Source organism: Rhodococcus sp. PvR099, assembly GCF_017833315.1.
Taxonomy (GTDB): domain Bacteria; phylum Actinomycetota; class Actinomycetes; order Mycobacteriales; family Mycobacteriaceae; genus Rhodococcus_G; species Rhodococcus_G oryzae.
The window spans coordinates 350,664-364,125 of the sequence record NZ_JAFIBV010000001.1; the positions used below are offsets into that span (position 1 = coordinate 350,664).

Annotated in this window: 13 protein-coding genes; all 13 read left to right on the forward strand. The window is 69.0% G+C overall.

Annotated features, from left to right (window positions below; genetic code table 11):
* Positions 1-19 precede the first annotated feature (19 nt).
* Genes JOE46_RS01755 through JOE46_RS01815 form a run of 13 tightly spaced genes read left to right on the forward strand, consistent with a single transcriptional unit; the run spans position 20 to position 13,456 of the window.
* Positions 20-1,678 carry an acyl-CoA synthetase gene (locus JOE46_RS01755; RefSeq protein WP_097212775.1) on the forward strand — a complete coding sequence of 553 codons (1,659 nt, stop codon included), beginning with the start codon at positions 20-22 and terminating at the stop codon, positions 1,676-1,678.
* 21 nt (positions 1,679-1,699) lie between these two features.
* Complete coding sequence (locus tag JOE46_RS01760) at positions 1,700-2,971, forward strand: cytochrome P450 (protein WP_209926068.1); 1,272 nt, start codon at positions 1,700-1,702, stop codon at positions 2,969-2,971.
* Positions 2,972-3,027: 56 nt separating this feature from the next.
* A complete protein-coding gene (locus tag JOE46_RS01765; protein WP_037175188.1) occupies positions 3,028-3,768 on the forward strand; it encodes an ABC transporter permease in 741 nt (246 codons plus the stop codon).
* A 4-nt stretch (positions 3,769-3,772) separates the two neighbouring features.
* A complete protein-coding gene (locus JOE46_RS01770; protein WP_097212777.1) occupies positions 3,773-4,624 on the forward strand; it encodes an ABC transporter permease in 852 nt (283 codons plus the stop codon).
* An 8-nt stretch (positions 4,625-4,632) separates the two neighbouring features.
* The gene (locus JOE46_RS01775; protein WP_097212778.1) at positions 4,633-5,802 is read left to right on the forward strand and encodes an MCE family protein; all 1,170 of its coding nucleotides are present in this window, start codon (positions 4,633-4,635) and stop codon (positions 5,800-5,802) included.
* The gene (locus tag JOE46_RS01780) at positions 5,799-6,821 is read left to right on the forward strand and encodes an MCE family protein (protein ID WP_097212779.1); all 1,023 of its coding nucleotides are present in this window, start codon (positions 5,799-5,801) and stop codon (positions 6,819-6,821) included. Before JOE46_RS01775 ends, JOE46_RS01780 begins: the two co-directional genes overlap by 4 nt.
* Complete coding sequence (locus JOE46_RS01785; RefSeq protein WP_245220895.1) at positions 6,818-7,840, forward strand: MCE family protein; 1,023 nt, start codon at positions 6,818-6,820, stop codon at positions 7,838-7,840. Before JOE46_RS01780 ends, JOE46_RS01785 begins: the two co-directional genes overlap by 4 nt.
* On the forward strand, positions 7,840-9,096 hold the full coding sequence (locus tag JOE46_RS01790; RefSeq protein ID WP_097212780.1) for an MCE family protein: 1,257 nt from the start codon (positions 7,840-7,842) through the stop codon (positions 9,094-9,096). Before JOE46_RS01785 ends, JOE46_RS01790 begins: the two co-directional genes overlap by 1 nt.
* Positions 9,093-10,199 carry an MCE family protein gene (locus tag JOE46_RS01795; protein WP_097212781.1) on the forward strand — a complete coding sequence of 369 codons (1,107 nt, stop codon included), beginning with the start codon at positions 9,093-9,095 and terminating at the stop codon, positions 10,197-10,199. Before JOE46_RS01790 ends, JOE46_RS01795 begins: the two co-directional genes overlap by 4 nt.
* A complete protein-coding gene (locus JOE46_RS01800; protein ID WP_097212782.1) occupies positions 10,196-11,521 on the forward strand; it encodes an MCE family protein in 1,326 nt (441 codons plus the stop codon). Before JOE46_RS01795 ends, JOE46_RS01800 begins: the two co-directional genes overlap by 4 nt.
* Positions 11,488-12,066, forward strand: a complete 579-nt coding sequence (locus JOE46_RS01805) for a hypothetical protein (protein ID WP_143548488.1) — start codon at positions 11,488-11,490, stop codon at positions 12,064-12,066. Before JOE46_RS01800 ends, JOE46_RS01805 begins: the two co-directional genes overlap by 34 nt.
* Positions 12,063-12,551, forward strand: coding sequence for a hypothetical protein (locus tag JOE46_RS01810; protein WP_257017566.1), 489 nt, complete (start codon positions 12,063-12,065; stop codon positions 12,549-12,551). The genes JOE46_RS01805 and JOE46_RS01810 overlap by 4 nt, the downstream gene beginning before the upstream one ends.
* Before the next feature lie 47 nt (positions 12,552-12,598).
* Entirely contained in the window at positions 12,599-13,456 is an 858-nt protein-coding gene (locus JOE46_RS01815; protein WP_209926069.1) for a hypothetical protein, read from the forward strand.
* Positions 13,457-13,462: the final 6 nt, after the last annotated feature.

Below are 13,462 nucleotides of genomic sequence, written 5' to 3' on the forward strand. Positions count from 1 at the left end.
CAACGCTGGAAGGACTCGCATGGCATATACGTTCGCGGACCTGTTCGAGCACGCCGTCGACGCCATGGGCGATCGCGTCGCCGTGATCGCAGGCGACGAGCAGGTGACCTACAGGGAGCTCGACGAGCGCGCGAACCGGCTCGCCCACCACCTGGAGTCCGTCGGGCTGGGCGTGGGAGCGCACGTCGGTATCCAGATGCACAACTCGATCGAGACCATGGTGGCGGTGCTGGCGGCATTCAAGATCCGGGCGGTGCCGCTGACCGTCAACTATCGCTACACGGCCGACGAGCTGGCCTACCTCTACGACGATGCCGACCTGGAGGCGGTGGTCTATCACCGCGGGTTCGGCGAGCGGGTCGCGGAGGTCGCGCCCGCTATGCCCCGGATCCGGCATCTGATCGAGGTGCCGGACGAGCTGGAATCGGCCGCCGTCGACGCCCCGGTGCTCGTTCGGGCCGCGGTCCGGTACGAGGAAGCGCTCGCCGCCGAGTCCCCGGCCCGCGGCTTCGACGAACGCAGCGGCGACGACGTCTACATCCTGTACACCGGCGGCACCACCGGCAGGCCGAAAGGGGTGGTGTGGCGGCAGGAGGACATGTGGCGGGTCCTCGGCGGCGGCCTCGACTTCTTCACCGGGGAACCGATCGCCGACGAGTACCAGCAGTCCCGCACCGGGGCCGCGGGCGAGCAGATCCGGATGCTGATCCTGCCGCCACTGATCCACACCTCGGCGCTGATGCCGACATTCACGGCGTTGCTGGCGGGCAATGCGGTGGTCTACTCCGCGAAATTCGATGCCGAACGCACCTGGGACCTGGTCGCCCGGCACCGGCCGACCGCGATGGTCATCACCGGCGACGCGATGGGTCGGCCGCTGGTGGAGGCCTACCGGAATGTCAAGGCGGACACGTCGAGCCTGGCCGTGGTGGCCTCGGGCGCGGCGCTGTTCTCCGCGTCGGTCAAGGACGCGTTCTTCGAGGCCATCCCCAACCTGATGATCTCGGACTCGGTGGGTTCGTCCGAAACCGGCTTCGGTGGTATCGGGTTCGCCACGAAGGGTTTCGAGCAGCACGGCGGCCCGAAGGTGGGATCGCACCGGCACACCGTGGTGGTCGACGACGAGAATCGGGTGCTCGCACCGGGTTCCGGTGGGGAGGGATGGCTGGCGAAGCTCGGCTATGTCCCCCTCGGCTACTACAACGACCCCGTCAAATCGGCGGAGATCTTCCGGGAGATCAACGGCTGTGCCGATGTGCATCCCGCAGGCTCCACGCAACGTGCCGTGGTGACCGGCGATCGGGCCAGGATCGAGGACGACGGGTCGATCACGCTGCTCGGTCGCGGCAACATGGTGATCAACACAGGCGGCGAGAAGGTGTTCGCCGAGGAGGTCGAGGCGATCGTCAAGGCTCATCCGGACGTGTACGACGCCATCGTGATCGGGGTGCCCGACGAGCGCTGGGGATACCGGGTGGCCGCGGTGCTGTGCCCCCGCGACGGCACGCCCGACTTCGAGAGCCTCGAGAAGCACGCCCGCAGCCACCTCGCCGGATACAAGATCCCGCGATCGTTCTGGATCGCCGCCGAGGTCGAGCGGACGCCGAGCGGCAAGCCGGACTACCGCTGGGCCAAGGGCCATGCCGCCGGCCGCGCGCCCGATCACCGAATCGACTGACCCTCGCCCGAAAGGCCTGCCATGACCGATCAGCACGTCCCGGCGCTCGATCTCCCGAGGGGCTTCGACGTCACCGATCCCAAGCTGTACGGCGACCGCGTGCCGCTCGCCGAGTTCGCACAACTGCGCCGCTGCGCCCCGGTGTGGTGGAACGAGCAGGAACCGGGCACCGGCGGCTTCCACGACGGCGGCTGCTGGGTGGTCTCGCGGCACGCCGACGTGCGCGAGATCTCGCGCCGCCCCGAGCACTTCTCGAACCACGTGAACGGATCGATCCCACGGCATCAGGACGACATCTCCGCCGAGGAGCTGGAGGTGACCAAGCACGTCCTGATCAACAAGGACGCGCCCGAGCACACCCAGCTGCGCAAACTGGTCTCCCGGCTGTTCACCCCGCGTGCCGTCGAGTCGATGCGGGCCGCCCTCGACGAGCGCGCGGACCTCATCGCCCGCACCGCGGTGGCGAACCCGAGCGGGGACTTCGTCTCCGAGGTCGCCAGTGAACTCCCGATGCAGGCGATCTCGGAACTGCTCGGGGTCCCGGAGGACGCCAGGAAACAGCTCTTCGAGTGGTCCAACCAGATGACCGGATATGACGACGAGACCCTCGAGGGCGCCTCGCGGATGGCGTCGGCGCAGATCCTCGGTTACGCCTACCAGCTCGCGGAGGCGCGCCGCACGGAGCCGCTCGAGGACATCATCTCCACGCTGGTGCACGCCGACCTCGACGGGGAGGCCCTGACCCCCGAGCAGTTCGGCTTCTTCGTGATCATGCTCGCGGTTGCAGGCAACGAAACGACCCGAAACGCGACGACGCTCGGCATGATGTCGTTCATGGAGCACCCCGAGCAGTGGGAGCGCTACAAACATGAGCGTCCCCGCACCGCGGCGGACGAGATCATCCGCTGGGCGTCGCCGCTGACCTCACTGCAGCGAACGGCACTGGTGGACACGGAAATCGGTGGAACCGCCATCAAGGCGGGACAGCGAGTGGTACTGCTGTACGGGTCAGCGAATTTCGACGAGGACGTGTTCGACAACCCACGCACCTTCGACATCACCAGGGATCCGAACCCGCACCTCGCCTTCGGGGGGACCGGGCCGCACTACTGCATCGGGGCCAACTTGGCCCGAATGGAACTGGATTTGATCTTCAACAAGATCGCAGACCACATGCCCGACATCTCGAAGCTCGGTGATCCCCGCCGCCTGCAGTCCGGATGGATCAACGGGGTCACGAGCTTCGAGGTCGATTACGGAACCCGCGCGTCTGGGTGTCCCGTAGCGCACTGACAGGGCGTGCACACGACGAGGGAGGGCTCGTGGCGAGTACGACGCTGAAGGGGCCGATGCGCGAGCTCGGCCACTTCTACCGGATGGGGGCGGATGTCGCGGTCGGGTTGGTGCGCACCCGTTTCCAGCTCCAGGAGTTCCTGGAACAGAGCTGGATGATCGCACGGGTGTCGATCGTGCCGACGGTGCTGGTCGCGGTGCCGTTCACCGTGCTGGTCAGCTTCACACTCAACATCCTGCTCCGTGAGATCGGGGCGGCCGACCTCAGCGGGGCGGGCGCCGCCCTCGGTGCGGTCACCCAGGTGGGCCCGGTGGTGACCGTGTTGATCGTCGCGGGTGCCGGGGCCACCGCGATATGCGCCGACCTCGGCTCCCGCACCATCCGCGAGGAGATCGATGCGATGGAGGTGCTCGGCATCGATCCGGTGACCCGGCTGGTGATCCCGCGGGTGGTGGCGTCGACGGTGGTCGCGCTGCTGCTCAACGGGTTGGTCTGCGTGATCGGCATTGCGGGCGGGTTCGTGTTCTCGGTGTTCCTGCAGGGCGTCAACCCTGGCGCGTTCGCGGACGGCATCACGCTGCTGACCGGTCTGCCGGAGGTGGCGATCTCGATGGTGAAGGCGGCGCTGTTCGGCCTGCTCGCGGGGCTGGTCGCCTGCTATCGGGGGCTGACGGTGCGCGGTGGGCCCAAGGGCGTGGGGGAGGCGGTCAACGAGACCGTGGTGTACGCCTTCATGGCGCTGTTCGTGGTCAACACCATCGTCACCGCGGTGGGCATCCGGCTGACGGCGGGCTGACGCGATGGCATTGGCGACGACCGGCAAGTTCGGCCGTACCCGCAACCGTGCGGCAGGCCTGTCCCGAACCGTCGACGACATCGGCCGCCAGGCGGTCTTCTTTGTCCGCGCGCTCGCGCACGTGCCGTGGGCGCTGCGTAAACACCCCAAGGAGGTGCTCCGGCTGATCGCCGAGATCAGTATGGGCACAGGCGCATTGGCCCTGATCGGCGGGACCGTGGCCGTCGTCGGATTTCTCACCCTTGCCTCCGGTGGCACGATCGCAATCCAGGGTTTCAGCTCGCTGGGCAACATCGGGGTCGAGGCGCTGACCGGGTTCTTCTCCGCCTTCATCAATGTGCGGATCGCGGCGCCGGTGATCGCGGGCATCGGGCTGTCCGCCACCATCGGCGCCGGTTCGACGGCGCAGCTCGGTGCGATGCGGATCAGCGAGGAGATCGACGCGCTCGAATCGATGGCGATCAGCTCCGTTCCGTACGTCGTCAGTACCCGGGTGGTGGCGGGCATGATCTCGATCCTGCCGCTCTACTCGCTGGCGCTGGTCGCCTCGTTCCTGGCGGGCCGGTTCACCACCGTGGTGCTGTTCGGCCAGTCGTCCGGGCTCTACGACCACTACTTCTCGACCTTCCTCGACCCGATCGATGTCATGTGGTCGTTCGTGCAGGTCCTCGTGATGGCGATGCTGGTCATGCTGATCCACACCTACTACGGCTACAACGCGACGGGTGGGCCCTCAGGGGTCGGCACCGCGGTCGGTCGCGCGGTCCGGTTGTCACTGATCTGTGTGGTCGCGGTGACCCTGCTCGTCTCGCTCGCCATCTACGGCGGGTCCGGCAACTTCAACCTGTCGGGTTAGGGGGGAAGATGCGCACGAACGGGTACAAGCTGGCCGCACTCGCGCTGGTCGCCGCGATCGGCGGCGTCGTCGCACTGGCCGTGGCGATGTTCGATCAGTCCTTCTCCGACCGGGTTCCGGTGACCGTGGTCGCGCAGCGCGCGGGCCTGGTGATGGATCCGGGCGCCAGGGTGAAGATGGCGGGCGTCACCGTAGGCACCGTCGATTCGATCATCCAGTCCGGCGAGTCCACCGCGCTCCTGTCACTGCTGATCGATCCCGATGCGCTCGATGCGATCCCGGCGAACGTCGACGTGCAGGTCACGTCGAACACGGCATTCGGAGCCAAGTTCGTGAGCATGTCCGCGCCCGAGCAGCCCAGTGCCGAGCGGCTCGCCGCGGGTTCGACCATCGACGCCTCACACGTGACGGTGGAGATGAACACGGTCTTCGAGAACCTGACCGAGGTGTTGCGCACCGTCCAGCCCGAGAAGCTGGACGCCACGCTTGCCGCCCTCTCGAGCGCGCTGCAGGGCCGTGGTGACCGGCTCGGTGTCGCACTCGGACAGGCGGACTCGTCGCTGGTGGAGTTCGGGGCGGCCCACGGCGCGCTCGACCAGGTGCTGACCGAGCTGCCGCCCGTGTCCGACACCTATGCCGCGGTGGCCCCGGATCTGATGCGTTCGCTCGGCGCGCTGACCACCACCGGGAACACCGTGGTGGACCGACAGGCGGACCTGGACCTGTTGCTGCTCGAGGTGACCGGGCTCGCGAACACGGGGGACGAGGTGCTGACGCAGAACAGCAACGCGGCCGTCGACGTGGTCTCGCTGCTGCGCCCCACCGCGGTGCTCCTCGAGGAGTACTCGCCGGTGATCCCCTGCATGTTCACCGGACTGCAGGAGAGCAAGAAGATCGGCGACGGTGCGTACAACGGCCAGCCGGGGATCAAGATGTCGATCGGCCTGATCGCGGGCACCGAGCCCTACCACTATCCCGACGACCTGCCCAAGGTCGCGGCGACCGGCGGCCCGCACTGTATGGGACTGCCACTGCGTGACCCGAACGTCAACGCACCCTTCCTGGTCACCGATATCGGGGTGAATCCCTTTGCCCCCGAGCGTCAGCCGAATGGCGGCCTGCCGAGCGGTGCGACAGCGAACCTGATGACCTACCTGTTCGGAACGGCGGTCCGATGAAAGTGCGCGGGTACACCGTCAAGTTCGGGATCTTCGTCCTGGTGATGCTGCTGGTGAACGCGGGACTGATCCTCGTGTTCGGCCAGTTGCGTAGCGGCGGCGCGAACTCGTACGGCGCCGAGTTCACCAGCGTGTCCGGCCTCAAGCCCGGCGACAAGGTACGGATCGCGGGGGTGCCGGTCGGCGCGGTCAGCGCCGTCGAGCTCGGCGAGAACCGGCGGGCACAGGTGGAGTTCACCGTCGACGCAGGCAACACGGTGACCGTCGAGACCAGAGCGGCGGTGCGGTACCAGGACCTGGTGGGCAACCGGTACCTCGAGCTGCTCGACAGCCCGGGCACCGCCGAGCCGCTCGTCGAGGACGCGACCATCCCGGTCGAACGCACCGCGCCCGCACTGGATCTCGACGCGCTGCTCGGCGGCTTCAAGCCCCTGTTCCAGGCACTGGACCCGGAGCAGGTGAACGCGCTGTCGATGTCGTTGCTGGAGGTGTTCCAGGGGCAGTCGGGGACCGTTTCATCGGTGCTCGCGCACACGGGCTCGCTCACCAACACCCTGGCGGACCGCGACGAGCTGATCGGCCGCGTGATCGACAATCTCGACGGGGTGCTGAGCGAACTACGCTCTCGCGGTGGGCAGTTCAGTGGCACCCTGGACCACCTGCAGCAGCTGGTCAGCGGCCTCGACGCGGACCGCCAACTGATCGGCGACGCCGTGACGAGCGTGAACACCGCCACCGGAACCTTCGCCGACCTGCTGACCGACACCCGGCCGAACATCGCGGGCACCCTGACCGAGCTGAACACGAGCCTGGATCCACTGATCGAGCAGCAGGGCGAGCTGAACCGGATCGTGGAATCGATGCCCGCGAACTACCGACAGCTCATCCGGATCGGCGCCTACGGCTCCTTCTTCAACTTCTACCTGTGCGGGATCGCGATGAAGGTCGACGGTGCCGACGGCAGGCCGATCACGGTCGACCTGGTCGACCAGAAGACCGGGAGGTGTGCGCCGCGATGAGGAACATGGTGGAGAGCCACGCGGTGCGGGTCGGGGTGATCGGCCTCGCCGTCACCGCGGCGGTGGTGCTGACCGCGCTGCAGTATCAGGACCTTCAGTTCCTGAAGTCCGGGGTGGGGTACAGCGCGGTGTTCGACGATGCCAGCGGGCTGGCCGTCGGCGACGAGGTCAACGCCGCGGGAGTGAAGATCGGCACCGTCGAGGAGATCGGTGTCGAGGGCGGGCGAGCCGTGGTGAGCTTCACCCTCGACGGATCGATCGGTTTGGGGGAGAGCACCGCCGCCGCCATCACCACCATGTCGCTGCTCGGCAAGCAGGCGGTCACCCTCGACCTGGCGGACGACGGACGGATGCCGGTGGGCGGGCAGATATCCCTCGAACGCACCCGGTCGGCGTACTCCTTGCCGGATGTCCTGGGGGACCTGACCACGACCGTGGAGGACATCGACCTCGACCAGTTGTCGGCCTCACTGGACGAGGTGGGGAAGGTGATGGCGGACAGCGCCCCGAACCTGCGGCCCGCCCTCGACGGAGTCAGCCGGATCTCCACCAGCCTCAGCAGCCGCGACGAGACCCTGAGGGCGCTGCTCGCCGACGCGAACAACGTGGCCGGCCTGCTCGCCGAGCGTGGTCCGCAGGTGAATTCCCTGCTCGTGGACGGCAATGCGCTGCTAGGAGAGCTCGTCAGTCGCCAGGGCGCCCTGTCCGAGGTGATCACGAACGTCTCCGCGGTCTCGACAGAGTTGAGCGGGCTGGTACACGACAACGAGGCGCAGTTGAGCCCGGTCCTCGACGAGCTCAACACCGTGGTGGGGATCCTGCAGAAGAACCGGGACAACCTGGCGCAGGGCATCGACGGGTTGGGCACCTATGTCGGCACCCTCGGCGACACCGTGGCCAGCGGCCCGTTCTACTACGCGTACATCCAGAACCTGTTGCCCGCCCAGTACAACCAGCCGCTGATCAATGCGATGTTCGGGCTGGCGCCCGCGCCGCTGCCGATTCCGGAGGTCCGCTGATGATCACCTGGCGCAGGATGGCCGTTGGCGGGGTGGGCCTCGCACTGGCCGCCGCGGTCGTGGTGTCCGGTTACCTTGCGGTGGACCACTTCCGGCACTACCGGGTGACTGCCTATTTCACCTCCGTCACCGGCCTGTATGTCGGAGACGACGTGCGCGTGGTCGGGGTCGACGTCGGCAAGGTGACCGGCATCGACCCGGATGGCGACCGGGTGCGGGTACGACTCGAACTGGATCGCTCGGTGCCCGTGGCGGCGGACGCGAAGGCGGTGATCGTGGCGCAGTCCCTCGTCTCCGCGCGCTTCGTCCAGCTGACCCCTGCGGTGACGGAGGAGTCGACACCGGCCCTGGCCGATGGCGCCGAGATCGGACTCGAGCGCACCGCGGTCCCGGTCGAGTGGGACCGGGTCAAGCAGGAACTGGGCCGGGCGGCGGAGGCGTTGGGGCCGAATGGGGACGACCCCGGGCCCGCGGCGAACCTGCTCGAGGGGGCGGGAACCGCGTTGCAGGGCAACGGCGCCGCGCTGGGGGAGTCCGTTGTGGAGCTGTCGCGGGCGATGAGCACCCTTGCAGGCAGCGGCGGCGATCTTTTCGGCACGATCCGCGGTTTGCAGGCGTTCACCACCGCGCTGGCCGCCAGCAACGAGCAGATCGTGCAGTTCCAGGGCCGCCTCGCGACCGTGACAGGGGTACTGGCCGACAGCCGAACGCAATTGGCGCCCGCGCTGGCACAGCTGGACACCGCGATCGCCGACGTGCAGCGTTTCGTCGCGCAGAACCGGGCCGGGCTGACCGAGCAGGTGCGCACCCTCGCGGACGTGTCGCAGGTGCTGGTCGACAAGAAGGACGGACTCGAGAAGGTGCTGCACCTGGGGCCGACCGCACTGTCGAACTACTACAACGTCTACCGGCCCGCGCAGGGCGCGATGGTCGGGGTGCCCGCCTTCCAGAACATCGGCAACCCGATCGACCTGATCTGCGGTGGCATCGCCGGCCTCGCGAACGAGACCTCAGAAAAGGGCGCGGAACTGTGCGCCCAGTATCTCGGTCCGCTGCTGAACACCGTCAGGGCCAACTACCCGGATCTGAGCATCAATCCAACGCGGGCGCTCGGCGCCACCCCGGACCAGTTGGTGTACAGCGAACCGCAGCTGAAGCCGGCGGCGGCCACGTCGATGCCTGCACTGACCATGCCGACGGTTCCGGTACCGCCGAACCTGGCCGATCTGATGACACCAGGGAGGTCGACCCGATGACGAAGCGCGCGTGGGGGATCGGCGGCGCGGTGGTGGCCGCCGCGACGCTGCTGTCGGGCTGCCAGTGGAGCGGGCTGAACTCGGTGGCCCTGCCCGGCGCGGCCGGCCGGGGCGAGGGGAGCTACACCGTGGTGATCGAGATGCCCGACGTCACCACGATCAGCCCGAACTCGCCGGTGCTCGTCGATGACGTCACGGTCGGCAGCATCAGCTCCATCGAGACGCAGAACTGGCATGCGAGAGTGACCGTGTCGCTGGAGGACTCGGTGCAGCTCCCGGCCAACGCGACCGCGAAGATAGGCCAGACCAGCCTGCTCGGCTCCAAGCACATCGCGCTGGCGCCGCCGACCGATGTCGCGCCGGAGGGCAGGCTCGACGACGGGTCCGTGATCCCGCTGGCCTCGGCGGGGGTGTACCCGACCACAGAGGAGGCGCTGACCGCGCTGTCCGTCGTCCTCAACGGCGGCGGGCTCGCGCAGGTGCAGACCATCACCACCGAACTGAACAAGGCGCTCGACGGCAGGCAGGACGCGGTGCGGGACCTGCTGCCGCAGCTGGACTCGCTCACCGAGATCCTGGACCGGCAGCGGGATGCGATGGTGACCACGATGGCGAACCTCGACCTGTTCGCGGGCGAGATCAGCTCTCAGCGAGACGTTCTCGGTCGGGCCATCGAAACCCTGGACCCGGCGATGGGGGTGCTGGCCGCGCAGCGCGCCGACCTGACGGCGGCCCTGGACGCGGTCGGGAGATTCGGCGACGTGGGGACCGACCTCGTGAACAGGAGCCGTGAGGATCTCAAGGCCGATCTCGCGGCACTCGAGCCGACCCTGGCCAAGGTCGTCGAGGCGGGGCCGGACCTCATCAACAACCTGGGCAACCTCAGCACCTTCCCGTTCCCGCAGACGGCGATCGACCAGGGCATGCGCGGCGACTACACGAATCTGTGGGCGCTGATGGACCTGACCTCCGATCGCTTGCGGACCGGCCTCGGCTTCGGCACGCCGTTCGGTCCGCCGCCGTCCGTGTCCGGCGGCAAGCCCACCAACCCGATGACCGCGCCGCTCACGGCCGCGGCAGGCCAGGAGGGGAGCGGTCGATGATCCTGACGCGAATGGTCCGCACGCAGTTGACGATCTTCGCGGTCATCGCGGTGATCGGCATGACCGCGGCGGCGGTCTCCTACCTGAGGGTCCCGACCGCGCTCGGGATCGGCCGCTACACGGTGACCGTGGAACTGCCGAATGCCGGTGGCCTGTACCGCAACGCGAACGTCACCTATCGCGGTGACACCGTCGGTCGGGTGCGGGAGGTGCGACTCGACCCGGACAGTGTGCGCGCCGAGCTGACGCTGGAGAGCGCGGTGCCGGTGCCGAGCAGCGATCTCACGGTCGCGGTGCGCAGCGTGTCCGCGATCGGTGAGCAGTACGTGGATCTGCAGCCGACCGGCACCGAGGGGCCGTTCCTCGCCGACGGCGACGTCATCGCGGCCGAGCAGGTGACGGTGCCGCAGGAGATCGGCCCCGTTCTCGACCAGGCGAAGGCGATGCTGGAATCGGTTCCGCAGGACAAGTTGCGCGCGGTGATCGACGAATCCGCGGCCGCCTTCGCGGGCCGGGCTCCGGACCTCGCGCGGCTACTGGACTCGACCACCTCGTTCATCGACCAGGCGTCGGAGGCGACCACTCCCGCGACCACCCTGGTGCAGCAACTCGCCCCGCTACTCGAGACCCAGGTGGTGACCGGCGATCAGATCCGGCAGTGGACCACGAATGTGGCGCACCTGAGCGGCCAGTTGGCGACCGCAGACGGGTCGGTGCGCGGCATCCTCGACAAGGGCCCGGGGTTCGCCGACGAGGCCGACACGCTGTTCCAGGACCTGCGTCCGACCCTGCCCCTGCTGCTGGCGAATCTGACCAGCACCGAGCAGGTCGCGGTCACGTACAACGCGTCCCTCGAACAGGTCCTGGTGATCCTCCCGCCGCTCATCGCGGCCCAGGAGACGGTGGTGCAGCGCGGCCAGGCCGACGGCGCCGCCAACGTCAACTTCCACCTGGAGGCCCAGGACCCGGCCGCCTGCTCGACCGGATACCTGCCCGCCTCGGAGCGTCGTGATCCCAATCAGACGACCGTCCCCGACACACCCCCGGACTTGTACTGCAAGGTGCCGCAGGACTCGATCTTCGCGGTGCGCGGATCCCGGAACATCCCGTGTACGGAGGTGCCGGGCAAGCGGGCGCCGAACCCCCAGATCTGCCGCAGCCCCGAACCGTTCGTCCCGAGCGGTACAAATGCGCCGGACGAGCTGTACACGGGCCCAGCGGGAACCCGACACACCGACCTCGCCCCCGCGGCGGCGCCCGCGTCAGCCCCCGCGGAAGGGACACCGGGATGGCAGCAGCTGCTGACGGGACCGCGGCCGTGACCGCGGTCGACACGGAGGTCCCCGACGTGCCGGTGGCGGAGGACGGTACCCGATGGTCGTCGGGACGACGTCGAATCCTGTTGTCCGCGTTGGCCGGCGCCGCAGCGATCGCGGTGCTGGCGTGCGCCGTCGTCGCGACCACCACCTATCTGGCCGATCGCTCGCGCGAGTCGCATCGCGAGGCGCTGGTCGAGGCCGCAGGCGACGGGGTGCTGGCCCTGATCGACGTGCACACCGACACCGCGGAGGACGACATGGCGCAGCTGCGGGAGTGGAGCACCGGTGCGTTCGCACAGGAGCTCGGGGACAGCTCCGTCGGACTCGCGGCGTCGATCCGGGACGCGGCGGTGAACTCGGACGGGCGGATCGACTCGGCCGCGCTGGTGAGCGAGTCGGGAGAATCGGGCGTGGTGATCGTGGCGGCATCGTCACAGGTCGGCAATGTCGACAGTCCGACCGCGACACCGCGCAGCTATCGGCTGCGGGTGACGATCGACGAGGTCGACGGCCGGCTCCTGATGTCGGGTGTGGAGTTCGTGCCGTGAGCGGGCGGACGCGGCGGGTCGCGGCAGGCGGGGCCGTTCTGGTGCTCCTCGCAACGCTGCTCGTGACGGCGGCGCTGGTGTGGACCAACCGGACGGAGGCGCAGCGGGAGTCGGCCCGCGGCGAGGCGCTGGCCGCGGCACCGGAGCGAATCGAGGCGCTGCTGAGCTACGACGCCGCGACGGTGGATGCCGATCTCGACGAGGCGGCGCGAGGCGCCACCGGGACGTTCGCAGAGGGGTTCCGTGACTTCGCGGCGAACACCGTCGCCCCCAAGTCGAAGAGCGAGGGGATCAGCACCAGGGCGCGGATCGCGGAGACCGGCTATCTCAGCGGTGCCGCCGATCAAGCGCGACTGCTCGCCTTCGTCGACCAGATCACCACCAGCACGCTGTCGCCCGCGCCGACCTCGACGTCGAGTCGGGTGATCGTGACGATGGAGCGCGTCGGCGACGAGTGGTTGATCGCCGAGATGACCCCGATCTGATCGGTGGGTCGACCGCGCCGCGGCGGCGACGGTGACAGGATCGAGGGGTGGATCTTGACGATGTCGCCGACGAGCTCTACGCCCTCGACCCCGGCGAGTTTGTCGAGAAGAGGACGGCTCGCGCCGCCGAGGCCCGCGAGGGCGGGGATCGGGCGCTCGCGGGCGCGATCACCGCTTTGCGGAGGCCGACGACGGTCGGATGGGTGGTCAATCTCCTGGCCCGCGAGTCGCCGGACGAGGTCGCGGCGCTGCTCCGGCTGGGCGAGGATCTGCGCGACGCCCAGCGGCAGCTGTCCGGCGAAGACCTGAGGCAGCTGTCCTCGCAGCGGCAGCAGGTCGTCCGCGCGCTCGCCCGGCGGGCGGGTCGGCTCGCGGCTGAGCACGGGCGGAAGGTCGGCGAGGGTTCGCTGCGGGAGGTCGGGCAGACCCTGCATGCGGCGCTCGCGGATCCAGAGGTGGCGGACCGGGTCCGTGCGGGCCGCGTGGTCACCGCGGCCAGCTACAGCGGGTTCGGGCCGGCGGGGCTGAGCGTGGTCGCCGAGCAGGAATCTGCCGCGACGAAGCCGGAGCCGGGGCCCGAGACAACGGAGCCTGCGGCGGCCGCCCCGGACCTGCTGGGAGGCGCCCGAACCGAACTCGCCGAGGCCACCGCTGACCTGGAGCAGGCGACCGCGGCCGCCGAGGGCGCACGGGTGGAACTCGAACGAGCGTCGGAGGTTACGGCGGAGATCGACGTCCGGATCGCCGCGCTCAGGGGCGAACTCGAGCGGGCCGAACAGGAGCGGCAGTTCGCGCGCAGCGCCGAGACCGCGGCGGCCCAAGCCGCGGAGCGGAGCGAGAGCGACCTCCTCGGCGCCCGTCGGCGTCTCGAGGAGGCCGAGCGGCGACTCGGCGAGCTCGGTTAGGTGAGC

Coding starts and splice junctions, on each gene's coding strand:
- JOE46_RS01790 (WP_097212780.1), top strand. CDS start 7,840: ATGATCACCTGGCGCAGGATGGCCGTTGGCGGGGTGGGCCTCGCACTG.
- JOE46_RS01795 (WP_097212781.1), top strand. CDS start 9,093: ATGACGAAGCGCGCGTGGGGGATCGGCGGCGCGGTGGTGGCCGCCGCG.
- JOE46_RS01800 (WP_097212782.1), top strand. CDS start 10,196: ATGATCCTGACGCGAATGGTCCGCACGCAGTTGACGATCTTCGCGGTC.
- JOE46_RS01785 (WP_245220895.1), top strand. CDS start 6,818: ATGAGGAACATGGTGGAGAGCCACGCGGTGCGGGTCGGGGTGATCGGC.
- JOE46_RS01805 (WP_143548488.1), top strand. CDS start 11,488: ATGGCAGCAGCTGCTGACGGGACCGCGGCCGTGACCGCGGTCGACACG.
- JOE46_RS01765 (WP_037175188.1), top strand. CDS start 3,028: ATGCGCGAGCTCGGCCACTTCTACCGGATGGGGGCGGATGTCGCGGTC.
- JOE46_RS01760 (WP_209926068.1), top strand. CDS start 1,700: ATGACCGATCAGCACGTCCCGGCGCTCGATCTCCCGAGGGGCTTCGAC.
- JOE46_RS01780 (WP_097212779.1), top strand. CDS start 5,799: ATGAAAGTGCGCGGGTACACCGTCAAGTTCGGGATCTTCGTCCTGGTG.
- JOE46_RS01775 (WP_097212778.1), top strand. CDS start 4,633: ATGCGCACGAACGGGTACAAGCTGGCCGCACTCGCGCTGGTCGCCGCG.
- JOE46_RS01770 (WP_097212777.1), top strand. CDS start 3,773: ATGGCATTGGCGACGACCGGCAAGTTCGGCCGTACCCGCAACCGTGCG.
- JOE46_RS01755 (WP_097212775.1), top strand. CDS start 20: ATGGCATATACGTTCGCGGACCTGTTCGAGCACGCCGTCGACGCCATG.